The 21,434-nt window shown below is 69.6% G+C and carries 22 protein-coding genes and 5 tRNA genes; 10 read left to right on the top strand and 17 right to left on the bottom strand.

Annotation, left to right across the window (positions count from 1 at the left end):
- Positions 1-200 precede the first annotated feature (200 nt).
- Positions 201-386, top strand: a complete 186-nt coding sequence (rpmB, locus tag OG746_RS12650) for a 50S ribosomal protein L28 (RefSeq protein WP_266714523.1) — start codon at positions 201-203, stop codon at positions 384-386.
- 138 nt (positions 387-524) lie between these two features.
- Here the strand turns inward: rpmB and OG746_RS12645 are convergent, their stop codons facing one another.
- On the bottom strand, positions 525-1,508 hold the full coding sequence (locus OG746_RS12645) for a thiamine-phosphate kinase (RefSeq protein ID WP_266714521.1): 984 nt from the start codon (positions 1,506-1,508) through the stop codon (positions 525-527).
- Positions 1,509-1,750: 242 nt separating this feature from the next.
- On the opposite strand from OG746_RS12645, the gene OG746_RS12640 reads away from it, so the two are divergent.
- Together OG746_RS12640 and OG746_RS12635 are read left to right on the top strand one after the other, a co-directional pair.
- Complete coding sequence (locus OG746_RS12640) at positions 1,751-1,984, top strand: Lrp/AsnC family transcriptional regulator (protein WP_016642988.1); 234 nt, start codon at positions 1,751-1,753, stop codon at positions 1,982-1,984.
- 20 nt (positions 1,985-2,004) lie between these two features.
- Positions 2,005-2,517 (top strand): DUF3515 domain-containing protein, encoded by a 513-nt coding sequence (locus OG746_RS12635; RefSeq protein WP_266714519.1) that lies wholly within the window; start codon positions 2,005-2,007, stop codon positions 2,515-2,517.
- 23 nt (positions 2,518-2,540) lie between these two features.
- Here OG746_RS12635 and OG746_RS12630 read toward each other — a convergent pair whose 3' ends face one another.
- The 3 genes from OG746_RS12630 to OG746_RS12620 all read right to left on the bottom strand — a co-directional run bounded on the left by OG746_RS12630 (position 2,541) and on the right by OG746_RS12620 (position 5,583).
- Positions 2,541-3,704 (bottom strand): D-alanine--D-alanine ligase family protein, encoded by a 1,164-nt coding sequence (locus OG746_RS12630; protein ID WP_266714517.1) that lies wholly within the window; start codon positions 3,702-3,704, stop codon positions 2,541-2,543.
- Between the two features lie 80 nt (positions 3,705-3,784).
- Positions 3,785-4,795 (bottom strand): NAD(P)H-dependent glycerol-3-phosphate dehydrogenase, encoded by a 1,011-nt coding sequence (locus OG746_RS12625; RefSeq protein WP_266714515.1) that lies wholly within the window; start codon positions 4,793-4,795, stop codon positions 3,785-3,787.
- On the bottom strand, positions 4,792-5,583 hold the full coding sequence (locus tag OG746_RS12620) for a lysophospholipid acyltransferase family protein (RefSeq protein ID WP_266714513.1): 792 nt from the start codon (positions 5,581-5,583) through the stop codon (positions 4,792-4,794). Before OG746_RS12620 ends, OG746_RS12625 begins: the two co-directional genes overlap by 4 nt.
- 121 nt (positions 5,584-5,704) lie before the next feature.
- Here OG746_RS12620 and cofC point away from each other — a divergent pair, with 121 nt between their 5' ends.
- Positions 5,705-6,340 (top strand): 2-phospho-L-lactate guanylyltransferase, encoded by a 636-nt coding sequence (gene cofC, locus OG746_RS12615; protein WP_266714511.1) that lies wholly within the window; start codon positions 5,705-5,707, stop codon positions 6,338-6,340.
- A gap of 13 nt (positions 6,341-6,353) precedes the next feature.
- The gene (locus OG746_RS12610; protein WP_266714509.1) at positions 6,354-6,566 is read left to right on the top strand and encodes a hypothetical protein; all 213 of its coding nucleotides are present in this window, start codon (positions 6,354-6,356) and stop codon (positions 6,564-6,566) included.
- 111 nt (positions 6,567-6,677) lie between these two features.
- Here OG746_RS12610 and OG746_RS12605 read toward each other — a convergent pair whose 3' ends face one another.
- The 4 genes from OG746_RS12605 to leuC all read right to left on the bottom strand — a co-directional run bounded on the left by OG746_RS12605 (position 6,678) and on the right by leuC (position 10,080).
- Positions 6,678-7,367 carry an HU family DNA-binding protein gene (locus OG746_RS12605; RefSeq protein ID WP_266714507.1) on the bottom strand — a complete coding sequence of 230 codons (690 nt, stop codon included), beginning with the start codon at positions 7,365-7,367 and terminating at the stop codon, positions 6,678-6,680.
- 131 nt (positions 7,368-7,498) lie between these two features.
- Complete coding sequence (locus OG746_RS12600; protein ID WP_266714505.1) at positions 7,499-7,738, bottom strand: SCO5555 family protein; 240 nt, start codon at positions 7,736-7,738, stop codon at positions 7,499-7,501.
- Positions 7,739-8,056: 318 nt separating this feature from the next.
- The gene (gene leuD, locus OG746_RS12595) at positions 8,057-8,650 is read right to left on the bottom strand and encodes a 3-isopropylmalate dehydratase small subunit (RefSeq protein WP_266714503.1); all 594 of its coding nucleotides are present in this window, start codon (positions 8,648-8,650) and stop codon (positions 8,057-8,059) included.
- Positions 8,651-8,655: 5 nt separating this feature from the next.
- Positions 8,656-10,080, bottom strand: coding sequence for a 3-isopropylmalate dehydratase large subunit (gene leuC / locus OG746_RS12590; RefSeq protein ID WP_266714501.1), 1,425 nt, complete (start codon positions 10,078-10,080; stop codon positions 8,656-8,658).
- Between the two features lie 190 nt (positions 10,081-10,270).
- Between leuC and ndgR the strand changes: the two genes are divergently transcribed.
- Positions 10,271-10,987 (top strand): IclR family transcriptional regulator NdgR, encoded by a 717-nt coding sequence (gene ndgR, locus OG746_RS12585; RefSeq protein ID WP_266714499.1) that lies wholly within the window; start codon positions 10,271-10,273, stop codon positions 10,985-10,987.
- A 195-nt stretch (positions 10,988-11,182) separates the two neighbouring features.
- Here the strand turns inward: ndgR and OG746_RS12580 are convergent.
- The 9 genes from OG746_RS12580 to OG746_RS12540 all read right to left on the bottom strand — a co-directional run bounded on the left by OG746_RS12580 (position 11,183) and on the right by OG746_RS12540 (position 15,154).
- Positions 11,183-11,255, bottom strand: a tRNA-Glu gene (locus OG746_RS12580).
- Between the two features lie 22 nt (positions 11,256-11,277).
- Positions 11,278-11,349 (bottom strand) — tRNA-Gln (locus OG746_RS12575).
- Between the two features lie 38 nt (positions 11,350-11,387).
- Positions 11,388-11,460: transfer RNA gene (locus OG746_RS12570), tRNA-Glu, on the bottom strand.
- A 62-nt stretch (positions 11,461-11,522) separates the two neighbouring features.
- A tRNA-Glu gene (locus OG746_RS12565) sits at positions 11,523-11,595 on the bottom strand.
- Positions 11,596-11,637: 42 nt separating this feature from the next.
- Positions 11,638-11,709, bottom strand: a tRNA-Gln gene (locus tag OG746_RS12560).
- Between the two features lie 89 nt (positions 11,710-11,798).
- Positions 11,799-12,530 carry an HAD family hydrolase gene (locus tag OG746_RS12555; RefSeq protein ID WP_266714497.1) on the bottom strand — a complete coding sequence of 244 codons (732 nt, stop codon included), beginning with the start codon at positions 12,528-12,530 and terminating at the stop codon, positions 11,799-11,801.
- Between the two features lie 90 nt (positions 12,531-12,620).
- On the bottom strand, positions 12,621-14,105 hold the full coding sequence (gene gltX / locus OG746_RS12550) for a glutamate--tRNA ligase (RefSeq protein ID WP_266714495.1): 1,485 nt from the start codon (positions 14,103-14,105) through the stop codon (positions 12,621-12,623).
- Positions 14,089-14,874 (bottom strand): fumarylacetoacetate hydrolase family protein, encoded by a 786-nt coding sequence (locus OG746_RS12545; RefSeq protein ID WP_266714493.1) that lies wholly within the window; start codon positions 14,872-14,874, stop codon positions 14,089-14,091. The genes gltX and OG746_RS12545 overlap by 17 nt, the downstream gene beginning before the upstream one ends.
- 91 nt (positions 14,875-14,965) lie before the next feature.
- A complete protein-coding gene (locus tag OG746_RS12540) occupies positions 14,966-15,154 on the bottom strand; it encodes a hypothetical protein (RefSeq protein ID WP_266714491.1) in 189 nt (62 codons plus the stop codon).
- 570 nt (positions 15,155-15,724) lie between these two features.
- Between OG746_RS12540 and OG746_RS12535 the strand changes: the two genes are divergently transcribed.
- From OG746_RS12535 to OG746_RS12520, 4 genes are all read left to right on the top strand, one after another.
- On the top strand, positions 15,725-19,792 hold the full coding sequence (locus OG746_RS12535) for a sensor histidine kinase (protein WP_266714489.1): 4,068 nt from the start codon (positions 15,725-15,727) through the stop codon (positions 19,790-19,792).
- A 9-nt stretch (positions 19,793-19,801) separates the two neighbouring features.
- Positions 19,802-20,215, top strand: a complete 414-nt coding sequence (locus OG746_RS12530) for a roadblock/LC7 domain-containing protein (RefSeq protein ID WP_266718905.1) — start codon at positions 19,802-19,804, stop codon at positions 20,213-20,215.
- Positions 20,216-20,386: 171 nt separating this feature from the next.
- Positions 20,387-20,797 (top strand): DUF742 domain-containing protein, encoded by a 411-nt coding sequence (locus OG746_RS12525; protein ID WP_266714487.1) that lies wholly within the window; start codon positions 20,387-20,389, stop codon positions 20,795-20,797.
- Positions 20,778-21,365, top strand: coding sequence for a GTP-binding protein (locus OG746_RS12520; RefSeq protein ID WP_266714485.1), 588 nt, complete (start codon positions 20,778-20,780; stop codon positions 21,363-21,365). Before OG746_RS12525 ends, OG746_RS12520 begins: the two co-directional genes overlap by 20 nt.
- The last annotated feature ends 69 nt before the right edge of the window (positions 21,366-21,434 follow it).

Raw genomic sequence — 21,434 nt, 5'->3', positions numbered from 1 at the left:
GGCCCCGACCTGGTCCGGAGCCCGGGCGGGCCGCCCTACCAGCCATGGTAGTTTCGTTGTACCGACGCAGCCGTTGTATGCTGCTCGGGTTGCCCGATATTCATCGGGCCATCCCCTGGCACCGCCACTCAGATCCTCCGATCCTGATCCCGGCATGCCGGGATCAACCGTAAGAGCATCTGAAGTCTTTGGAGTGACCCGTGGCTGCCAACTGCGACGTCTGTGGCAAGGGGCCGGGCTTCGGCAACAGCATCTCCCACTCGCACCGCCGTACGCCCCGTCGCTGGAACCCGAACATCCAGCGTGTGCGTGCCGTGATCAGTGGGACGCCGAAGCGCCTCAACGCCTGCACCTCGTGCATCAAGGCCGGCAAGGTCTCGCGCTGACGTTTCGCGTAGCGCGGCCACCTAGCTGGTTGCTTTAAAGAGCCGGTCCCCTCGGGGACCGGCTCTTTTTTGTGCCCACGGGCCCACAGCTGCCGGAGAACGCCTGGTGCGGGCGCACGCCCACCCGCACCGGCGCCCTCACGATTCGATCTCGCCTCCGGCGTATCCGTCCCCGAAGTGGTCCCAGCCACCCTGGTTCGTCCAGGGCGCCCCGTCCACGGTCACCTGGGACAGCGACGAGGGGCCGAGCACCTCGCCGATCACCTTCCAGCGGGCGGGCAGCTTCACCGACGGCGGGAAGGTGGCCACGATCGCATGGTCCTCGCCCCCGCTCAGCACCCACTGCAGCGGGTCGACACCGACGGCCTGGCCGATGTCGCTCATCTGCGAGGGCACATCCACCTGCCCCGACTTGATGTCGATACGGACCTTGCTCGACTCGGCGATGTGGCCCAGGTCGGCGATGAGCCCGTCGCTCACGTCACACATGGCGGTGGCACCGAGCCCGGCCGCCGCGGGGCCCGCGTGGTACGGCGGTTCGGGGCGGCGGTGCGCCTCTACGAAGGCGCGGGGCGAGCGGAAGCCGCGCGAGAGCACCGCGTATCCGGCGGCGGACCAGCCCAGCCAGCCGGTCACGGCTACGACGTCACCGGGCTGTGCGCCGGACCGGGTCACCGGCTCGTGGCCCTGCATGTCGCCGAGCGCGGTGATCGCCACGGTGATCGTGTCGCCGCGTACGACATCGCCGCCGACGACGGCGGCGCCCGCCACCTGGCACTCGTCGCGCAGCCCGTCCATCAGCTCCGACGGCCAGGACGCGGGCAGTTCGGCGGGCACCACGAGGCCGAGGAGCAGCGCCGTCGGCACGGCGCCCATGGCCGCGATGTCGGCGAGGTTCTGCGCGGCGGCCTTGCGCCCGACGTCGTACGCGGTGGACCAGTCGCGCCTGAAGTGCCGGTTCTCCAGCAGGACGTCCGTGCTGGCGACGACCCTGCGGTCCGGTGCCGCGATCACGGCGGCGTCGTCGCCGGGACCGATGCGTACGGCCGGGGTGGTGGTGAGCCGAGAGGTCAGCTCTCGGATGAGGCCGAACTCCCCCAACTCGCCGACGGTGCCCTTCATGCGCGTGCTGCCCTTTCTGCCCCGGTTCGCTGCCGCCCGCCAGGGCCGAATGCCCCGGCCCGCTTGCGGTCGCGGGCCGTCTCTGTCATGGGTACGGTTTGTGTCACGGGCCTGCCTTCCACGTCCGTGGGCGCCACAGCCGCCACCGGGTCTCCCCGCGGCGAGCGGTGACGCGATACCGTGGCGTCCCTTTCTCCCCACATGATCCTCGTGATGATCCTCGTGGCCGCCCTGGAGGTTCCGTGGTACAGGCGTACATCCTGATCCAGACCGAAGTAGGCAAGGCGTCGACCGTCGCCGAGCTGATCGGGAAGATTCCAGGAGTGATCCAGGCCGAGGACGTCACCGGCCCCTACGACGTGATCGTGCGCGCGCAGGCCGACACGGTCGACGAGCTCGGCCGCATGGTGGTCGCCAAGGTCCAGCAGGTGGACGGCATCACGCGCACTCTGACCTGCCCGGTGGTCCACCTGTAGCCCCCGTCTACGCTGTGCCGGTGAAGTCATATCGTCACCGGATCCGGCACGGCCGACTGATCCGCCTGTCCATCGCGGTGCCCTCGCTCTCCTTGCTGATCGCCACCGCGGGCTGCGCTTCGACGGACGAGGCGCCAAAGGCGGCGGTTCCCACTCCGGACGCGAAGGCCGCCAAGCTGTGCCGGAACCTGGACAAGGTCCTGCCGGAGAAGGTCGACGGACTCGAGCGCAACGATCCCGAACCGGGCTCGGAGCTCACCGCGGCGTGGGGAAGCCCCGCGATCATACTGCGCTGCGGCGTGCCGTGGCCCGACGCGGCGTTGAAGACGAGCAGCAACACGGCGACGATCGACGGCGTCGGCTGGGTCGCGGACGAACTCGACGACGGCGCACAGCGGATGACGACGGGCGGACGCCTCGCCTACGTAGAGGTGACGATCCCCAAGGACGAGGTGACCAAGAACGGGGCGGGCTCCCTGGTCGACCTGGCCGCCCCCATCAAGAAGGCGATCCCCAAGGGGATCGCCGACTAGAACGCCTGTCATGGAAGGTGTGGTTACCGCAGTCCGGTCGACCGCCGCAGCGCCGCCTGGATGAGCCGGTCCACCAGCTCCGGGTAGCTCACTCCGCTCTCCTGCCACATCCGCGGGTACATGGAGATCGGCGTGAAGCCCGGCAGCGTGTTGATCTCGTTGATGACGAACTCCCCTTCCTCGTCGAGGAAGAAGTCCGCCCGCACGATCCCCTCGCAGGACATGGCCTCGAAGGCGTCGACGGCGAGCCGGCGGACCTCGGCGGTCTGCTCCTCGCTCAGCGGCGCGGGCACGATGCCGGCCGCGGAGTCGATGTACTTCGCCTCGAAGTCGTAGAAGGCGTGGGAGTCGGCCGGCGGGATCTCGGCCGGGACGGAGGCACGCGGCCCGTCCTCGAACTCCAGGACCCCGCACTCGATCTCGCGCCCGACGATGCCGGCCTCGATGATCACCTTCGGGTCGTGCTCACGGGCCGTCTCGATCGCCTCGTCGAGCCCTTCGAAGGAGTCGACCTTCGTGATGCCGATCGACGAACCCGCGCGCGCGGGCTTGATGAACAGCGGCCAGCCGTGGTCCCCGACGAAGTCGGCGACGCGGCGGCGGGCGCCTTCCTGGTCCTGCTCCCACTCGCGCGGGCGCACGACCAAGTAGGGCCCCACCTTCAGCCCGAAGGACGTGAAGATGCGCTTCATGTACTCCTTGTCCTGGCCGACGGCCGAGGAGAGCACACCGCAGCCGACGTACGGGGTTCCGGAGAGGTCCAGGAGGCCCTGGATCGTGCCGTCCTCGCCGTACGGGCCGTGCAGCACGGGGAAGACCACGTCGACCTCGCCGAGGGCCTTGGGGACCGATCCCGGCTCGTTGTAGACGACTTCGCGGGAGCCCGGGTCGACCGGGAGGACCACGCCGCCCTCGGGCGACTCGGCGAGATCGGCGACGTCCGGCACCTGTCGGTCGGTGATGGCCATCCGCTCGGGATCGTCCGACGTCAGCGCCCAACGCCCCGCGCGCGTGATGCCGATCGGCAACACGTCGTACTTGGAGCGGTCGATGGCGCGCAGCACGGCGCCCGCCGTGACCACGGAGACGCCGTGCTCGGAGCTGCGGCCACCGAAGACGACGGCCACACGCGGCTTGGGCCCACCTGCGGTGGACGCAGGGCTCTGGGGGAGGTTCTCGCTGCTCATATCGCGTTGAGCGTACCTGCTGGTAGTACGAGAGTCAGCGCCCGCAGAGCCCCGGTCGCACAGTTGTCGTACGCCGTCGCTCAGCGTCGTTCCGGCTTGGCGGAGCGCGACATGAGCTCCTTCACCGCGACGACCGGGGACTTGCCCTCGTGGACGATCGCGACGACGGTCTCCGTGATCGGCATGTCGACGCCGTGCCGGCGCGCCAGATCGAGCACCGACTCGCAGGACTTGACGCCCTCGGCGGTCTGCTTGGTGACCGCGATGGTCTCCTGAAGGGTCATGCCCTTGCCGAGGTTCGTGCCGAAGGTGTGGTTGCGCGACAGCGGCGAGGAGCAGGTGGCCACCAGGTCACCGAGGCCCGCGAGTCCGGAGAACGTCAGCGGGTCCGCGCCCATGGCGAGCCCGAGCCGGGTCGTCTCCGCGAGCCCGCGCGTGATGAGCGAGCCCTTCGTGTTGTCGCCGAGCCCCATGCCGTCCGCGATGCCGACGGCGAGCCCGATCACGTTCTTGACCGCGCCGCCGAGCTCGCAGCCGATCACGTCGGTGTTCGTGTAGGGCCTGAAGTACGGGGTGTGGCTGGCGACTTGGAGCCGCCGGGCCACGGCCTCGTCGCGGCAGGCGACGACCGCGGCGGCGGGCTGGCGTGCGGCGATCTCGCGCGCGAGGTTGGGCCCGGTGACGATCGCGATGCGGTCCTCACCGACCTTCGTGACGTCCTCGATGACCTCGCTCATCCGCATCGCCGAACCGAGCTCGACGCCCTTCATGAGCGAGACGAGGACGGTGTCGGGAGCGAGCAGCGGCGCCCACTCCCCCAGGTTCTGGCGCAGCGTCTGCGAGGGCACGGCGAGCACCGTGAAGTCGGCGTCCGCCGCGGCCTCGGCCGGGTCGGCGGTGGCCCGCACGTTCTCCGGGAGTTCCACGCCGGGCAGGTAATCCGGGTTCGTACGCGTGGAGTTGACGGCCTCGGCGAGTTCGGCGCGGCGGGCCCAGAGGGTGACGTCGCAGCCCGCGTCCGCGAGCACCATCGCGAAGGCGGTGCCCCAGGAGCCGGTGCCGAAGACGGCGGCCTTCACGGGTCGTGTCACTTGCTGCTCTCCTCGGTCGTACCGCTCGCGGCCGAAGTGGCCGAACTGCCCTTGTCCCCATGCAACTTGCGCCGCTGCTGGATGCGCGCCTCACGCGGGTCGTAACGCTTCTCCGGTGCCTTCTCGCCGCGCAGCTCCGCCACCTCGGCGGTGATCGCGGTCATGATGACCTCGGTCACCTCCTTAAGGAGGTCGGGCGTGATCTCCCTGTCGTAGAACTCGGAGAGGTCGACGGGCTCACCGGCGAGCACATGGTGCGTTTTACGCGGGAAGAAGTCCGGCTTCTTGGAGTACGGCGCGAGCGCTTCGGTGGCGCCCCACTGGCCGACCGGAATCACCGGGCACTTCGTCTGCAGCGCCACGCGCGCGACGCCCGTCTTTCCGGTCATCGGCCACAGTTGGGGATCGCGGGTGAGCGTTCCTTCCGGATAGAAGGCCACACACTCACCGCGCTCCACCGCGTCGATCGCGGCCCGGAAGGCACTCAGCGCGTTCGTGGACTCGCGATAGACGGGAATCTGTCCGGTGCCGCGCATCGCCGCGCCCACGAACCCCTTCCTGAAGAGGCCGTGCTTGGCGAGGAAACGCGGGACCCGTCCCGTGTTGTACTGAAAGTGGGCGTAGAGGAACGGATCCAGATGCGAATTGTGGTTGACCGCGGTGATAAAACCTCCGTCGGCCGGAATGTTCTCCATTCCACGCCAGTCCCGCTTGAACAGAACCACCAGCGGTGGTTTGCAGAGGACCGCGGCGGAGCGGTACCAGAAGCCGATTCTGCGGCGGGACACTCGGACACCTTCCTCTAGGGGGGCCTGGGCCGCACAAGCGTCGGCCCGGCCCACCGGCCTGTCGAGAACACCGTACGCCCGCACGGACAGCCGCACCTCATGCACAGGTCACAATAGGCGCGTGCAGTGGACCCTGGTGATACCGCTGAAACCGCTGGTGCGGGCCAAGAGCAGACTGGCCCCCACGGCGGGAGACGCCCTGCGCCCAAGCCTCGCCCTGGCGTTCGCCCAGGACACCGTGGCAGCCGCGCGGGCCTGTACGGCGGTGCGGGATGTGGTGGTCGTCACGGACGATTCCCGCGCGGAGCGCGAACTGGCGGCCCTGGGCGCCCGCGTGGTCCCGGACAGCCCACAGGCGGGCCTCAACGCCGCTCTCGCGCATGGAGAGGCGTTCGTACGCTCCGAACGCCGGGCCGCCGCCATAGCCGCCCTGAACGCCGATCTGCCGGCCCTGCGCCCCTCCGAATTGGCCCGCGTTCTCGCGACGGCCGCCGCATTTCCCCGCGCATTTCTGCCCGATGCCGCCGGAATCGGCACAACGCTCTTGTCCGCGGCCCCCGGCACGGAATTGCTGCCCGCATTCGGCGGGGCATCGCGCGCCCGCCACACGGCGTCCGGCGCCGCGGAACTCCCCGTCGAAGGCGTCCACTCCGTACGCCAGGACGTCGACACCGGCGACGACCTGCGGGCGGCGCTCGCCCTCGGCGTGGGCCCGCACACCGCGAGGGCCGCGGCGGGGCTCCTGATCCCGGACTGAGTACGCTGCCCGTATGCAGGCCACCGCGTACACGTACGACTCCGAAACCCGTGCCGGCAGCGTCCTTCTGGACGACGGCACGCCCGTCCCCTTCGACGCCGCCGCCTTCGACGCGGGCGGCCTGCGACTGCTGCGCCCCGGGCAGCGGGTGCGCATCGAGATGCAGGACACCGAGGGCGCGGCCGACGCGCGGCGGATCACGCTGGTGACCCTGCAGACCTTCTGAAAACCCCCGTGGGGCCCGGCGAGGACCCCTGGACACACCGCGGGCCGGTCTCCCCGAAGGGAGCCCGGCCCGACGCGTGAGCAACCTTGTGGCGTACGCCCAAGAAGCGACTTACTTCTTGCGGGCGGTGGCCTTCTTGGCGGTGGTCTTGCGCGCCGTGGACTTCTTGGCGGGCGCCTTCTTGGCCGTGGCCTTCGTGGCGGGCGCCGTCTTCTTGGCGGTGGCCTTCTTCGCCGGGGCCGCCTTCTTGGCGGTGGTCGCCTTCTTGGCCGGGGCCGCCTTCTTGGCGGCGGTCTTCTTCGCCGTGGCCTTCTTGGCGGTGGCGGCCTTCTTGGCGGTGGTCGCCTTCTTGGCCGGGGTCGCCTTCTTGGCGGCGGTGGTCTTCTTCGCCGTCGTCTTCTTGGCGGTGGCCTTCTTGGCGGTGGTGGCCTTCTTGGCCGCCGCCTTCTTGACCGTCGCCGAAGCGCCGCCGCTCAGGCTGCCCTTGGGCGCCTTCTTGACCGCGACGTCGTTCTTCGGGAGCTTCTTCGAACCCGCGACGAGGTCCTTGAAGCCCTGGCCCGCGCGGAAACGCGGCACCGAGGTCTTCTTGACCCGGACGCGCTCCCCGGTCTGCGGGTTGCGGGCGTAGCGGGCCGGGCGGTCGACCTTCTCGAACGAGCCGAAGCCCGTGACCGAGACGCGGTCACCGCTGACCACGGAACGCACGATGGCGTCGAGTACGGCGTCGACGGCGTCAGCGGCCTGCTGACGGCCACCAACCTTGTCGGCAATGGCTTCTACGAGCTGCGCCTTGTTCACGTCTTCCCCTTCGGAGACATTGCCGGAGCGAATCTTTTTCGCACCGGCTTTTCGCACGTTAGGCAGATATATACCGCAAATCAAACGCGAAACGGGCTAATCACCCTTGTGCCGCAACGAACTGGACAGCCTCAGAGTTCCTCTTCAGTGATGGAGCCCTCTTCGAAGTCGTCGAGGTCCGCCATGAATCGCTCCAGACGCCTTGCCGCACCGGCGAGATCGTGTTTGGCCGCGGCCGTGACGGCCAGCAGCTTCCGGGTCAGCGCCATCCGTACGCCCTCCGGGACTTGCAGTGTGCGCACTCTTGCGTGCGCTTCCTTGAGTTGGTCCGCGACCGCCGCATACAGCTGGAGTTGGCCGTCGTGTTCCATGCACAGATTGTGCCATCTGGGGCGAGTTGTCGCCTCCGCAGGGTGCAACTCCCGCCCCAGAAGCCCCTTCTGGAGCCTCGTACGACGTGCTTGCCCAGAGTGTCTCCGACGCACGCTTACCCCCAGAACACCCCTGGTATTCAAGGGAGTTGAGAGGTCACGGCACCCCCTCGCGCAGGGCCCGGGAGGGGCTTTGGAGCCGGACACAGAAGTACCCCCAACCGGTGCACGATTGGGGGTACGGGGCCCTGTCGATGTGGCCTGAATAAGCCTTGCCGGGCTACGGATCCGTTAGAGAGCCGTAGGAATCCGGTCGGCTCAGACCTGGACCGTCTGCGGCTTGAAGGCCGGGCGCTTCGCCTCGTAGGCGGCGATGTCGTCCTCGTTGCGCAGCGTGATGCTGATGTCGTCGAGCCCGTTCAGCAGCCGCCAGCGGGAGTTCTCGTCCAGTTCGAAGGACGCGGTGACGCCTTCGGCCCGAACTTCGCGCTCCTGCAGGTCGACCGTGATCTCGGCCTGCGGGTCGTTCTCCACCAGGTCCCACAGCGCGTCCACGACCTTCTGGTCGAGAACCACGGTCAGCAGACCGTTCTTGAGGGAGTTGCCGCGGAAGATGTCCGCGAAGCGGGAGGAGATGACGGTCTTGAAGCCGTAGTTCTGCAGGGCCCAGACGGCGTGCTCACGGGACGAGCCGGTGCCGAAGTCGGGACCTGCCACCAGGACGGTGGCACCCTCGCGCTCGGGCTTGTTGAGGACGAACTCGGAGTCCTTGCGCCAGGCCTCGAACAGCCCGTCCTCGAACCCGTCCCGCGTCACCTTCTTGAGCCAGTGGGCGGGGATGATCTGGTCGGTGTCGACATTGCTGCGGCGCAGCGGGACGGCCCGGCCGGTGTGCGTGGTGAATGCTTCCATGACTCTCAGACTCCAGCGGCGACAGGGGCGTCGGACAGGTCGGCGGGCGAGGCCAGGTGGCCGAGCACGGCGGTGGCCGCGGCGACCTGGGGCGAGACCAGGTGCGTGCGCCCGCCCTTGCCCTGCCGGCCCTCGAAGTTGCGGTTGGAGGTGGACGCGGAGCGCTCGCCGGGAGCGAGTTGGTCCGGGTTCATGCCCAGGCACATGGAGCAGCCCGCGTAGCGCCACTCGGCGCCGGCCTCCTTGAAGACCTTGTCCAGGCCCTCCTCGACGGCTTGGAGGCCCACCCGCGCGGAGCCGGGAACGACCAGCATCCGCAGCCCGTCGGCGATTTTGCGGCCCTTGAGGATCTCGGCGACGGCGCGCAGGTCCTCCATGCGGCCGTTGGTGCACGAGCCTACGAAGACGGTGTCGACCTTGACGTCACGCAGCGCCTGCCCGGCCTCCAACCCCATGTACTCCAGGGCCTTTTCGGCGGCGAAGCGCTCCGAAGCGTCTTCGTACGAAGCCGGGTCGGGGATGTTCGCCGAAAGGGGCGCTCCCTGACCGGGGTTGGTGCCCCAGGTCACGAACGGCGACAGCTCATCGGCCTTGATGAAGACCTCGGCGTCGAAGACCGCGTCGTCGTCCGTCCGCAGCGTCTTCCAGTACTCGACCGCGGCGTCCCAGTCGGCGCCCTGCGGGGCGTGCGCACGGCCCTCCAGGTACGCGAAGGTGGTCTCGTCGGGGGCGACCATGCCCGCGCGGGCACCGGCCTCGATGGACATGTTGCAGATGGTCATCCGCGCTTCCATCGACAGCTTCTCGATGGCCGAGCCGCGGTACTCCAGGATGTAGCCCTGGCCGCCGCCGGTGCCGATCTTCGCGATGATGGCGAGGATCAGGTCCTTGGCGGTGACACCCTCGGGCAGTTCGCCGTCGACGGTGATCGCCATCGTCTTCGGACGCCACATCGGCAGCGTCTGCGTGGCCAGCACGTGCTCGACCTGCGAGGTGCCGATGCCGAACGCCAGGCCGCCGAAGGCGCCGTGCGTCGAGGTGTGGGAGTCGCCACAGACGACGGTGGTGCCCGGCTGGGTGAGGCCCAGCTGCGGGCCCACGACGTGCACGACACCCTGCTCGACGTCGCCCAGCGAGTGCAGGCGGACCCCGAACTCGGCCGCGTTCTTGCGCAGCGTCTCCAGCTGCACGCGCGAGACCGGGTCGGCGATCGGCTTGTCGATGTCGAGGGTCGGAGTGTTGTGGTCCTCGGTGGCGATGGTGAGGTCGGTGCGCCGCACCTGACGTCCGGCCTGGCGGAGGCCGTCGAAGGCCTGCGGGCTGGTCACCTCGTGCAGCAGGTGCAGATCGATGAAGAGGAGATCGGGCTCGCCCTCGGCGCGCCGGACGACGTGGTCGTCCCAGACCTTCTCCGCGAGTGTCCTACCCATCGCTTTCCCTCCGACCGGCTTGAGGTGCGCCGGCCCAACTAGAGATTTCGGATCGCCGTCGCCCGTACCCCTCGTACCGGACGCCAACGGCCGGGCCCGTTTGGTCCACGGGCCGGTGTGACGTACAGGGTGGCAAGTTCCACGGAAAATTGAACTTGCGTTTCACAGAGTGAGACGGGAGTATCGACGCATGGACAACAGTAGCGGCGTCGGCGTTCTGGACAAGGCAGCCCTTGTCCTGGGCGCTCTGGAGTCCGGACCCGCGACCCTCGCAGGCCTTGTCGCGGCCACCGGACTGGCAAGACCCACAGCCCACCGCCTGGCGGTGGCCCTTGAGCACCACCGCATGGTGGCGCGTGACATGCAGGGCCGTTTCATTCTCGGCCCGCGCCTCGCGGAACTCTCGGCGGCGGCCGGCGAGGACCGCCTCCTCGCGACGGCGGGCCCGGTGCTCACGCACCTGCGGGACGTCACGGGCGAGAGCGCCCAGCTCTACCGCCGCCAGGGCGACATGCGCATCTGCGTCGCCGCGGCGGAGCGGCTCTCCGGACTGCGGGACACGGTCCCGGTGGGCTCGACCCTCACGATGAAGGCGGGCTCCTCCGCGCAGATCCTGATGGCCTGGGAGGAGCCGGAGCGCCTGCACCGGGGCCTCCAGGGCGCCCGCTTCACGGCGACGGCCCTGTCGGGCGTCAGGCGCCGCGGCTGGGCTCAGTCGATCGGCGAGCGGGAGCCGGGCGTCGCGTCCGTCTCCGCGCCCGTACGCGGCCCCTCCAACCGCGTCGTGGCGGCGGTCTCGGTCTCCGGGCCGATCGAGCGCCTCACGCGCCACCCGGGCCGGATGCACGCCCAGGCGATCATCGACGCCGCGGGCCGCCTCTCCGAGGCCCTGCGCCGCACCGGTTGATCCGGTTGCCCCAACTCCCCTTATATTCCCTGCCCGTTCCCCGGCCGGTCGCTCCAACGCCGCAGCGACCGGCCGGAGTTGTCCACTCCTGGCTTCAACTCCCGTACGTGTGCCCGCACATGTCACGGCAGCACATGTCACGGCACACGAAAAGGACCCTTCCCGACTTCGGGAAGGGCCTTGATCGTTCGCGAGTACCCCCGACCGGATTCGAACCGGCGCTACCGCCTTGAGAGGGCGGCGTGCTAGGCCGCTACACAACGGGGGCCTTGACCACTTACGTGATCGAGCTGGTCTACCAGGACTCGAACCTAGAATGACGGTACCAGAAACCGTAGTGTTGCCAATTACACCATAGACCACAGAAGTTCAAGGCCTCGCGACCTGCGAACTCAGTGCGTACCCCCGACCGGATTCGAACCGGCGCTACCGCCTTGAGAGGGCGGCGTGCTAGGCCGCTACACAACGGGGGCCCTAGCGATCCTGCATTGAAGTCAGTGGGTGCGACCCGAACTGTCCTCACGGGAAGGATCTGTACCCCCGACCGGATTCGAACCGGCGCTACCGCCTTGAGAGGGCGGCGTGCTAGGCCGCTACACAACGGGGGCTTTGTGGATGCCATATCCACGGTTGCAGATGAGCTCTGCGAGCTGGCCTACCAGGACTCGAACCTAGACTAACGGAACCAGAAACCGTCGTGCTGCCAATTACACCATAGGCCACCGAAACGCAACCCCCGAGGGGATCTTGCTTGGCTTGCGCTTCCGGGATCCGGGCTTTTGGGCCCGCTCCCCTTGGCGCAGAAAGAACATTACCCGAAGGTGGACTGCGCTCCAAAACGGGTATCCCCGGCCAACAGCGCAGGCAGTTGCCCGAGCCCTGTGATGCGTACGAGTTCGGGCCTGCCGCCCAGTTCAGCGCGGTCGAGCCAGATTCCGCTCAGGCCCGCGTCGACGGCTCCGCGGGCGTCCGTGTCGGGCTGATCACCGACATACGCGATCTCGTGCGGCTCCAGGGAGAGCTCCTCGCAGACGGCGTGGAAGGCGGCCGCCTCGGGCTTGGCGACGCCGAGTTCGGCGGCGCACAGGACGGCCTCGAAGCGGTCGCGCACACCGAGGACGCGCAGCTTGCGGTCCTGGTTGTGCAGCGAGGAGTTGGACAGCACCGCGTGCCGGTAGCCGTCGGCGAGGGTGTCGAGGGCCGGGACGGTGTCGGGGAAGAGGCTCCACGCGGCCTCGTAGTGGCCGCGATAGCGCGCGAACCAGCCGTCGGCCTCCTCGGCCTCCATGGCGCGCCCCACGAAGCTGCGCACGCGGTCCCTGCGCTGCCCCTCCCAGTCGGACTCCCCCGCCTCGAACCGGGCCCAGTGCTCGCGCGTGGTGGCCCGCCACCGCACGAGCGCCTCCTCGACGCTCCCGAAGCCGTCTAGCAGCCCCTCCGCGTCGAGGTGGGCGCGCATCCCGACGGTGTCCGCCGTCGCGTAATCGAAGATCGTGTCGTCCACGTCCCAGACGATGGCCTTGATCGGCGTGCTGTGCGGCATGTCATGACCGTAACGCCGAAAGACCCGGAAGCCGTTCGCTTCCGGGTCTTTCAGGGGCTACACGCGACGCAGCGGGCTACGCGCGCGTGGTTACGCGGTGAGCTTTGCCAGGGCCGCGTCGATGCGGGCGAAGGTCGTCTCCTTGCCCAGGATCTCGAGGGACTCGAAGAGGGGCAGGCCGATGGTGCGGCCGGTGACGGCCACCCGGACCGGGGCCTGGGCCTTGCCGAGCTTCAGGCCGTGGGCCTCGCCGGCGGCCAGGACGGCCTCCTTGAGGGACTCGGGCGAGTTCCAGTCGGCGGCGTCCAGCTTCTCGCGGGCCGTCCTCAGGAGCGCGTCGGAGCCCTCCTTCATGGCCTTCGTCCAGCTCGCCTCGTCGAAGACCGGCTCGGAGAGGAAGAGGAAGTCCACGTTGTCCGTGATCTCGGAGAGGACCTTGAGGCGGGTCTGGGCGTGGGGGGCGATCGCCGCCCACTTCGCCTCGTCGAAGTCCTCCGGGGCCCACGGGGCGACGGGGGCCTTCAGCCAGGGCTCGCAGCGGGCCGCGAACTCCTTGGGGTCGAGCAGGCGGATGTGGTCGCCGTTGATCGACTCGCACTTCTTGAGGTCGAAGCGGGCCGGGTTCGGCTGGACGTCCTTGACGTCGAAGGCCGCGACCATCTCTTCGATGGAGAAGATGTCGCGGTCGGCGGAGAGGGACCAGCCGAGGAGCGAGAGGTAGTTGAGCAGGCCCTCCGGGAGGAAGCCGCGCTCGCGGTAGAGGTTGAGGCTGCTCTGCGGGTCGCGCTTCGACAGCTTCTTGTTGCCCTCGCCCATGACGTACGGGAGGTGGCCGAACTCGGGCACCAGCTTGGCGAGCCCCAGGTCCTTGAGCGCCCAGTAGAGGGCGATCTGGCGCGGGGTGGAGGAGAGCAGGTCCTCGCCGCGCAGGACGTGGGTGATCTCCATCAGGGCGTCGTCGACCGGGTTGACGAGCGTGTAGAGCGGAGCGCCGTTGGCACGGACGATGCCGTAGTCCGGGACGTTCTCCGGCTCGTACGAGATCTCGCCGCGGACCAGGTCGTTGAACGTGATCCGCTCGTCGGGCATGCGGAAGCGGACGATGGGCTTGCGGCCCTCGGCCTCGTACGCGGCCTTCTGCTCGGCGGTGAGGTCGCGGCAGTGGCCGTCATAGCCGGAGGGCTTGCCTGCGGCGCGGGCGGCATCGCGGCGCTCGTCCAGCTCCTCGGTGGAGCAGTAGCAGGGGTAGGCCCGGCCGGCCTCGACGAGCTTGTCGGCGACGTCCTTGTAGATGTCCATCCGCTGGGACTGGCGGTACGGGGCGTGCGGGCCGCCGACCTCCGGGCCCTCGTCCCAGTCGAAGCCGAGCCAGCGCATCGCGTCGAGGAGCTGCTCGTACGACTCCTCGCTGTCGCGGGCCGCGTCGGTGTCCTCGATGCGGAAGACCAGGGTGCCCTGGTTGTGGCGCGCGAAGGCCCAGTTGAACAGGGCGGTGCGGACCAGGCCCACGTGGGGGTTACCGGTGGGCGAGGGGCAGAAACGGACGCGTACGGGTGCGCTAGCCACGCTTGACAACCTTGTTGGTGAGAGTGCCGATGCCTTCGATGCTGACGGCGACCTCGTCGCCGACGCTGAGCGGGCCGACCCCTTCCGGGGTGCCCGTGAGGATGACGTCGCCGGGGAGCAGCGTCATGGCCTCGGAGATGTTGACGATCAGGTCCTCGATGGACGTGATCATCTGCGACGTGCGGCCGAGCTGACGCTGCTGGCCGTTGACCGTGCACTGGATCGTGAGGTCGGAGGCCTGCTCCAGGGAGAGGTCGGTCTCGACCCAGGGGCCCAGCGGGCAGGACGTGTCGAAGCCCTTGGCCCGCGCCCACTGCTTCTCGCGCTTCTGTACGTCGCGCGCGGTGACGTCGTTGGCGGCCGTGTAGCCGAAGACGACGTCCTTCACGCGCTCGCGCGGGACCTCGCGGCACATGCGGCCGATGACGACCGCGAGCTCCGCCTCGTGGTGGAGCTCCTGCGAGAAGTTCGGGTACTGGATCTCGGCGTCCGGGCCGATCACCGACGTCGACGGCTTGAAGAAGGCGAAGGGGGTGTCCGGGACCTCGTTGCCCAGTTCCTTCGCGTGCTCCGCGTAGTTGCGGCCGAAGGCGATCACCTTGTTCGGGAGCACGGGGGGCAGCAGCCGGACCTTGCTGACCGGGACCTTCGTACCGGAGAGTTCGAAGTCCGCGAACGGGATGCCCTTGATGATGTCGAGGACGAGCTCGTCTGGCTTGTCGCCCTCGACCGCGCCGAAGGCGACGTTCCCGTCGATGGAGAATCTGGCGATGCGCACGGTCTGCTGCGCCCCTTTTTCTGACGTTGGCCCGGGTGGGATGTGACCGACCCAGGCTAACGCGGTGGGGAGGACGCCGTCGGCCCGGTTGTTACGCCGCCGGGGCGGTCTCCGGAGCCACCATCAGGATCGTGCGCCTCGGGTTGGCCGTGTTCGTGGGGAGCGCCGCCGCGTGTTCCGGGACGGCCGGCGCGGCCTGGATCTCTTCGGCGTCCGCGAGGTGCGCCAGCGTCGTGCGCCGGGGGTTGGCAATGTTCTGGAACATCATCGTCTTCGTCATGACTGCGCTCTGGAACCTTCTCCGTAGTCTGGTGAGTCTTGTGGGCCATCCCTTTTCAACGTCAGGCTAAACATCTGATTCCCGCCGAAAGCCGGGAAGTTGCGATCACCCGCATGTGAGTTTGCTCACGGGGTACCTCGCAAATAGGGCACTTCGGGCCGCCAACTCCCGCCCGCGAAACGGACATTACGCGACTGAAGCCACTATTCCGCTCGCGACCACGACGGCCGGGACACCCCCCTGGCGTACACGGAAAGTCCCGCAATGACCGGGTTGGAGCAGGTCGAGTTGCACGACCCGTGACTCTCCTCTTACGCCGTGTCACACAGGGTGCGGCAGTCCCCTCGGGCCTTGTTGGAGATCCTGCACTGTGCTGGAATCGCGTGGACCGCCGCAGGTACAGAACCGGCGCGCACGGGCGCAAAACAGCGCCGAGCAGCGGCGGAGAGGGGGAACCAGCGCCGGTCACTCACGACCAAGGGGGACGTTTCAGGTCGCCCCCCGAACGACGCCGACACCGTCTTGTCCGTGTATACGGGCGGGGCGCCTGGTCCAGAGGTTGCGACGCTAGTGCAGGGACGTAAGAACAGGGATGGCAGCGCTGCGGCGGAGCCGGAGCCGCGCGGCGGGACCGGCCCGACAGCCGGCGGCACCCGGCCCCCGCACGCCCAGAACCCGGGACGCACCGCGTCCGTCGACACCTCGGAGGCCGACGGCAGGAGCGGCGGTTCCGGCTCGGGCACGCAGTCCTCGGCGAAGCCCAAGGGCCCCACGGGGCCCGGTTCGCGGATGGCGCTGCGCAACTGGCGCATCTCGACGCGTCTCGTCTCGCTGCTCGCGCTGCCCGTGGTCGCGGCGACCTCGCTGGGCGCGCTGCGCATCGCCGAGTCCCTGAACGACATCCAGCAGCTCGACAACATGAAGCTGCTGACCGAGATGACCAAGCAGGCCACCGAGCTGGCGTCGGCGCTCCAGGAGGAGCGCGACCAGGCGGCGGGCCCGCTGTCCAACGGCTCCTCGACGAGCGACTTCAACGTCAAGTCGACGCGGGAGAAGACCGACCGCGCCCAGGACACGTTCCTGCAGAGCACCACCGACATCAAGGCCGACGGCGAGACCGGCAGCCTCAACGGTGTGCGAGAGCACGCGGTGCAGATCGCCCACGAGCTGATCAACCTCAACAAGATCCGGCAGGGGGCGTACGAGGACCGGTCGAACTCCTCGCAGACCGTCGACTCCTACGCCCGCATCATCGACGAGCTGCTCTCCCTGTCCACGGACATGGCGCAGGCGACCAGCAGCCCCGAGATGATTCAGCGCACGCGCGCCCTCTCGGCCTTCTCCTCCGCCAAGGAGTACGCCTCCGAGCAGCGCGCCATCATCGCGGCCGCCCTGCCGCCCAACAGCTCCCGGTTCGGCAAGCTCTCGGAGACCGACCGGCAGTACGGTCTCGCGGCAGCCGAGAACCAGGAATCGCAGATCCAGTCGTTCAAGGCCGTCTACGGCGCCGTGCCCGCGCAGGAGCTGCTGAAGCCGATCGAGGAGAACAACTCCACGATCAAGGCCGCGGACACCTACGCGAACCGTGTGCTGCAGAAGTCCGACGGCATCAAGTCGCAGGACAAGCGCTCGTACAAGGACTGGGTCGACGCGGACACCACGCGCGTCCAGGAAATGTCCAAGATCGAGCTGACGCTGCTCAACCAGATGGAGCAGCAGGCCCGCGAGCTGCGCAACGCCTCCGAGCGCTCGGCCATCATCAACGGTGCGCTGATCCTGCTCGTGCTCGGCGTCTCGCTCGTCGGCGCCTTCGTCGTGGCCCGGTCCATGATCCGCTCGCTGCGTCGGCTCCAGGACACCGCGACCAAGGTCGCCCAGGACCGCCTGCCCGAGCTGGTCCGCGAGCTGTCCGAGTCCGACCCCCAGGACATCGACACGTCCGTGGAGTCGGTCGGCGTGCACTCGCGCGACGAGATCGGCAAGGTGGCCGCGGCCTTCGACGACGTGCACCGCGAGGCCGTGCGTCTCGCCGCAGAGCAGGCCCTCCTGCGAGGCAACGTCAACGCGATGTTCACCAACCTCTCGCGCCGTTCGCAGGGCCTCATCCAGCGTCAGCTGTCGCTCATCTCCGAGCTGGAGTCCCGCGAGGCCGACCCGGACCAGCTGTCGTCGCTGTTCAAGCTCGACCACCTCGCGACCCGCATGCGCCGTAACGGTGAGAACCTCCTCGTTCTCGCCGGTGAGGAGCCCGGTCGTCGCTGGACGCGGCCCGTGCCGCTCGTCGACGTGCTGCGTGCCGCCGCGTCCGAGGTGGAGCAGTACGAGCGCATCGAGCTGGCCGCCGTGCCCGCGACCGAAGTCGCCGGCCGCGTGGTCAACGACCTCGTGCACCTGCTCGCCGAGCTGCTCGAGAACGCGACCTCGTTCTCCTCGCCGCAGACCAAGGTGAAGGTGACCGGTCACGCGCTGCCCGACGGGCGGGTGCTCGTCGAGATCCACGACACCGGCATCGGCCTCTCGCCCGAGGACCTCGCCGCGATCAACGAGCGCCTGGCGGCGCCGCCCACCGTGGACGTCTCGGTGTCCCGCCGCATGGGTCTGTTCGTGGTCGGTCGGCTGTCGCAGCGCCACGGCATCCGCATCCAGCTCCGCCCCTCCGACTCCGGTGGTACGACCGCGCTGGTCATGCTCCCCGTCGATGTCGCGCAGGGCGGCAAGAAGCCTTCCGGCAAGGGCGGCCCCGGTGGTTCCGGTGGTCCGGCCGCCGCGCAGGCCGCGGCCGGTGTCGCCGCCGCGCGGCGCGGCCAGGCGCCCGGCAACGCCGGTGGTCCTCCCGGCCTCCTCGGGGGCGGCTCCGGTGCTCCCGGTGGGCGGCCGCAGGTCGGTGCCGGTACGGGTGGGCCGCGTGCGGCGCTGCCCGGGCGCGGCGGTGGCCCGCAGGCGCCGGCCAATTCCGGTGCCAACGGTCCTTCGGGTCCCTCGGCCCCCTCCGGTCCTTCCGCTCCCGACGCGTTCGGCAAGGGCCAGGCTCCCGGCGGCCCCGTGCCGCCGCAGCAGCGCACCCACAGCGACCCCAACGAGCCGCGGGGCCGGCGCCCGATGCTGCCCCCGCGCGGTGGTGGCCCGCGTGCCGAGCTGCCGGGTGGCAACCCGCAGCCCCGTACGCCGAGTTGGAGCGACGAGAACGCGCAGCCGAACCTGGACGCTCCGCGCGGTCACGACGAGCCGGACACCACGGCCCCGTTCCCGCGCGTCCGCGACGACCGCCAGGGCCCGCCCCAGCAGGGTGGTCACGGCCCGGCGCAGGACTCCGGCCAGTTCGTCCGCTCCGACGTCTTCGGCCCGCGTGACGGCAACACCGGCGGGCCCGACGCGGCGAGCGGCTTCCGGGACGGCGGCTTCACGGACCGTCAGGACCCGTCCGCCACCGGCCAGTTCAACCAGCAGCAGGGTGGCCCGTCGAGCACCGGCCGGCACCAGCGCCCGCAGGACCCGAGCACCGACCGGTTCCCGCGCGTCCAGGACCCGTCCGCCACCGGTCAGTACGGCCGGCAGCAGGGCGACCCGTCGGCCACCGGCCGGTTCGCGCAGCCGCAGGGTCCGACGGACAGCGGCGGTTTCCCGCGCCCGCAGGACCCCTCGTCCGGCACCGGCCAGTTCCCGCGCTCCCAGGACCCGGCGAACACCGGCCAGTACAACCAGGCGCAGGGCGACCCGTCGGCCACCGGTCAGTTCCAGAACCCGCAGGAGCCGTCGAGCACCGCTCAGTTCCCGCGTGTTCAGGACCCGTCGGCCACCGGCCGGTTCAACCAGCCGCAGGGCCCGTCCGACAGCGGCGGCTTCCCGCGCCCGCAGGACCCCTCGTCCGGCACCGGCCAGTTCCCGCGCTCCCAGGACCCGGCCGGCACCGGCCAGTACAACCGTCCGCCGAGCGACCCGGCGAACACCGGCCAGTACGCGCAGCCCCAGGGCCGCTCGGCGACCGGCCAGTTCGAGTTCACGCCCCCGAAGCCGCCTCAGCGCAACGGCGGTCAGGACCAGGGCATCCCGGCGCAGCCCTCGCAGGAGGACTTCCTGCCGCCGGGCGACAACTCGGGCGGGGACGGCCGTACGCCGCTGTACGACAACCTGGAGACGAACTGGTTCCACGGCCAGAACGGCCAGAGCCAGGGTCAGAACCAAGGCCAGGGCCAGGGTCAGAACGGTCGGAACCAGAACGGTCAGGGCCGCAGCCAGGGCATGCAGTCGCCGAACGGGCGCCCCGATCAGGGTCTCCCGCAGCGGCAGCAGCAGGGCCAGGCCCCCTCGGCCGCCCCGTCGCGCCCCGCCGCGTCCCAGGACCCGGCCGAGGCCAACTGGCGGCAGTCCCCCAACGACGACCTGATGCGCCAGGCCGAGCGGGTGCGCAAGCCCGCCGCGGGCGGCGTCACCCACTCCGGTCTGCCCCGCCGTGTGCCGAGGGCGAACCTGGTGGCGGGCACCGCTCAGGAGCAGCAGACTCAGACCGGTCCTCAGGTCTCGCGCGCGCCCGACGAGGTGCGCGGTCGGCTGACCAATCTCCGTCGGGGCATTCAGCAGGGGCGGCAGGCCGGAAACACCGGCAGCTACCCCCGCCCCACTCACCAGCAGGAGCGTTAGTTGAGCCAGATGAGCCAGGCGGCACAGAACCTGAACTGGTTGATCACGAACTTCGTGGACAACACGCCGGGTGTCTCGCACACGGTCGTGGTGTCCGCGGACGGGCTGCTGCTCGCGATGTCCGAGGGGTTCCCGCGCGATCGCGCGGACCAGCTGGCGGCCGTGGCGTCGGGTCTCACCTCGCTCACGGCCGGCGCGTCCCGGATCTTCGAGGGCGGCCCGGTGAATCAGACGGTCGTGGAGATGGAGCGCGGCTTTCTCTTCCTCATGTCCATCTCGGACGGCTCGTCGCTCGCCGTGCTCGCACACCCCGACTGCGACATCGGCCTCGTCGGCTACGAGATGGCGCTGATGGTCGACCGGGCGGGCTCGGTGCTCACCCCCGACCTGCGCGCAGAGCTTCAGGGCAGCCTTCTGCACTGAGGCCCGTAACGGCCGGTAACCCCGGCCACCCCCGCAGTCTGCTTCATCGGCAGTCCCGGAATCCAGTCAGCGCACGCAATCCGCACACCCGATATTCCGCCGTCACAATCCCCCCACCGGCCCACCCTCAGACGGCAGGCCCCCGCACTTGTCGTCCCGCCCGGAGGATCCATGACCCCGCCCACCGACTCACACGACCCGTACGGCGCCACCGCCCACGCCGGGTACGGCTTCGAGGGCGACCAGCCCCTGGTCCGCCCCTACGCGATGACCGGTGGCCGGACCCGCCCGCGCTACCAGCTCGCCATCGAGGCGCTGGTGAGCACGACGGCCGACCCCGCGGCCCTGGTGACGCTGCTGCCTGAGCACCAGCGCATCTGCCACCTGTGCCGCGAGGTGAAGTCGGTGGCCGAGGTCTCGGCGCTGCTTTCGATGCCGCTCGGCGTGGCCCGGATCCTCGTCGCGGACCTGGCCGAGGCCGGGCTCGTCGCCATTCACCAGCCGGGCGGCGACGAGGCCAACGGCGGTGCGCCGGACGTGACTCTGCTCGAAAGGGTGCTCAGTGGACTTCGCAAGCTCTGACGGTTCCGTGGGAACCGCCCGTGCCACCACCTCGGCGAAGATCGTGGTGGCGGGCGGCTTCGGCGTCGGCAAGACCACGTTCGTCGGGGCGGTCTCCGAGATCAACCCGCTGCGCACGGAAGCCGTCATGACCTCGGCGAGCGCCGGGATCGACGACCTGACGCACACCGGGGACAAGACGACGACCACCGTCGCCATGGACTTCGGCCGCATCACGCTCGACCAGGACCTGATCCTGTACCTCTTCGGTACGCCGGGCCAGGACCGCTTCTGGTTCATGTGGGACGACCTGGTGCGCGGCGCGATCGGCGCCGTCGTCCTCGTCGACACCCGCCGCCTCGCCGACTGCTTCCCGGCCGTGGACTACTTCGAGAACTCCGGCCTGCCCTTCGTCATCGCCCTCAACGGCTTCGACGGGCACCAGCCGTACGCCCCCGAAGAGGTGCGCGAGGCCCTGCAGATCGGCCCGGACACCCCGATCATCACCACCGACGCCCGGCACCGCGCCGACGCGAAGAGCGGTCTGATCACGCTGGTCGAGCATGCCCTCATGGCCCGCTTGAAGTAACCGGGCGCCTGTCAAAAACGGTCGGATCTCGGTCATCAAGTGGCTGGATCCATACGGCAGTTGTCGTAG

The sequence above is a fragment of the Streptomyces sp. NBC_01016 genome, assembly GCF_026341035.1.
Lineage (GTDB): Bacteria > Actinomycetota > Actinomycetes > Streptomycetales > Streptomycetaceae > Streptomyces.
The sequence above is the reverse complement of the archived record's forward strand: the minus strand, read 5'-3'. Positions and strand labels throughout refer to the sequence as shown.

Excerpts from the sequence above, each read along its gene's own strand:
- OG746_RS12645 (WP_266714521.1), bottom strand. The coding sequence starts at position 1,508 with ATGAAGGGCACCGTCGGCGAGTTGGGGGAGTTCGGCCTCATCCGAGAG.
- OG746_RS12630 (WP_266714517.1), bottom strand. The coding sequence starts at position 3,704 with ATGAGCAGCGAGAACCTCCCCCAGAGCCCTGCGTCCACCGCAGGTGGG.
- OG746_RS12610 (WP_266714509.1), top strand. The coding sequence starts at position 6,354 with ATGCAGGCCACCGCGTACACGTACGACTCCGAAACCCGTGCCGGCAGC.
- OG746_RS12600 (WP_266714505.1), bottom strand. The coding sequence starts at position 7,738 with ATGGAACACGACGGCCAACTCCAGCTGTATGCGGCGGTCGCGGACCAA.
- leuD (WP_266714503.1), bottom strand. The coding sequence starts at position 8,650 with ATGGAAGCATTCACCACGCACACCGGCCGGGCCGTCCCGCTGCGCCGC.
- leuC (WP_266714501.1), bottom strand. The coding sequence starts at position 10,080 with ATGGGTAGGACACTCGCGGAGAAGGTCTGGGACGACCACGTCGTCCGG.
- ndgR (WP_266714499.1), top strand. The coding sequence starts at position 10,271 with ATGGACAACAGTAGCGGCGTCGGCGTTCTGGACAAGGCAGCCCTTGTC.
- OG746_RS12555 (WP_266714497.1), bottom strand. The coding sequence starts at position 12,530 with ATGCCGCACAGCACGCCGATCAAGGCCATCGTCTGGGACGTGGACGAC.
- OG746_RS12540 (WP_266714491.1), bottom strand. The coding sequence starts at position 15,154 with ATGACGAAGACGATGATGTTCCAGAACATTGCCAACCCCCGGCGCACG.
- OG746_RS12530 (WP_266718905.1), top strand. The coding sequence starts at position 19,802 with ATGAGCCAGGCGGCACAGAACCTGAACTGGTTGATCACGAACTTCGTG.
- OG746_RS12525 (WP_266714487.1), top strand. The coding sequence starts at position 20,387 with ATGACCCCGCCCACCGACTCACACGACCCGTACGGCGCCACCGCCCAC.